The sequence below is a fragment of the Ruminococcus sp. N15.MGS-57 genome, from assembly GCF_000980385.1.
Classification (GTDB): Bacteria; Bacillota; Clostridia; order Oscillospirales; family Ruminococcaceae; genus Hominimerdicola; species Hominimerdicola aceti.
Map to the genome: position 1 here is coordinate 1 of NZ_LARF01000097.1, position 1522 is coordinate 1522.

Below are 1522 nucleotides of genomic sequence, written 5' to 3' on the forward strand. Positions count from 1 at the left end.
ATTGCCACCCGGCCAAACAGCCGCTTTACCGAGAGGTTTTGAAACTTCATTTTGCCTCGCCTCCCGTCCATTGATAGCCCATGCCGTAAACGGTCTTGATGTAGGGTGCGTCGCCGTCGGATTCAATCTTGCTGCGAATCCGGCTGATGGAGGTTGTCAGGGTGTGTTCGTCTACAAACCGCTCGTCTATATCCCACAGCTTTTCCAAAAGCTGCCCACGGGTCAGCACTTGCCGGGGATTTTTACGGAACAGGTTCAGCATTTTGTACTCCATCGGGGATAGGGTCAGGGGCTTGCCGTTTAAGGAAGCCGTCTGCTCCGAGAAGTCCAGAAACAGCCGCCCGTCGTCGTAAATGTCCTTGGCCGGTTTGTGGTGTTCCAGCATGGCGAACATGGCTTTGATTTTCCGCTGCAAGGCCCCGATCACAAAGGGCTTTGTGATGTAGTCCACCGCGCCCACCTCATAGCCCCGTATCTGGTCGCTCTCCTGATCGTTGGCGGTCAGGAATATTACGATGGTGTCCGGGTGCTGGGGCTTTATCAGCTTGCACAGTTCAAAACCGTTCCCGTCCGGCAGGTTGATGTCCAGCAGCACTAAATCAAATTCCCGCTGGCGGATGGCTTCGGCTGCGGTTCTGGCATTTAGGGCAGAAGTCACGCCGTAGCCGTCTGCGGTCAGGTTATAGTCTAACATCTTATTCAAAAAACTGTCGTCCTCGACAATTAAAATCTGCTCCATATTCTCACTTCCTTTGCTTTTTGCAGATAGTATAACAGGCAAATGTCCGAGAATTGTTACAAGGACAAATATATTTATCATTTTACAGCTTTTTTATGTGTACTGCAATTTTATAAAAGAAAGGACAGCAGTATCATCAAATTGCTGTCCTTGCGGTTTATTATAGCTGGTAGTGTATAAGCGTGGGTTCATCATATTTGGTGTGGTATCTTTAACTATGGGAAACTCCTCGCTCCCATTTAGAAACAGACTTATCACTCATACCTAATTTTTCTGCCAGTTGCTTTTGTGTCATCCCCAGGGACTTTCGCTTTCCTGCAATGTATTTTCCGATTTTGATAAGATCCATCCATCGCACCTCCTTCTTATATTAATCGTACTCTATTTGAGAAGAAAAGCATACCCCTCGAAAGTAGAATATGATTTTTTAAGCCGAGTTTGCCAGATAAAATAAAGAACTTATATAGCGGATTCATATACAACTTTACAGTTTTTATTACTGTATCCTATATATTCCAGACACTGCCAGCAAGAAACATCGAAGCTCGTCTCTGTCTGTAAATTCATTTTGCACAAATTCTTCTTGGTGGAAAGACCAAATATTATCATGAATAGTTTTTTTGCACGAAAAAATGAGGAATGGATTCGAAGCATTCCCCACTTGCTACAGTATTTCTACCCTCTGTCAAATGCAACTCCTTAAGGATATCTCCAGTCACTAATCGATCTGTTCCCGGAAAACTTACGATTTCAATCATATCCTTTTCAACTCTTACCTCTATC

At 44.7% G+C, this 1522-nt stretch carries 2 protein-coding genes; both read right to left on the reverse strand.

Going from position 1 to position 1522, the window contains the following annotated elements; genetic code table 11:
• Positions 1 to 46: 46 nt before the first annotated feature.
• On the reverse strand, positions 47 to 739 hold the full coding sequence (locus WS40_RS10525; protein ID WP_046442134.1) for a response regulator transcription factor: 693 nt from the start codon (positions 737 to 739) through the stop codon (positions 47 to 49).
• A 211-nt stretch (positions 740 to 950) separates the two neighbouring features.
• Complete coding sequence (locus tag WS40_RS10530; RefSeq protein ID WP_025580614.1) at positions 951 to 1088, reverse strand: helix-turn-helix domain-containing protein; 138 nt, start codon at positions 1086 to 1088, stop codon at positions 951 to 953.
• Positions 1089 to 1522: the final 434 nt, after the last annotated feature.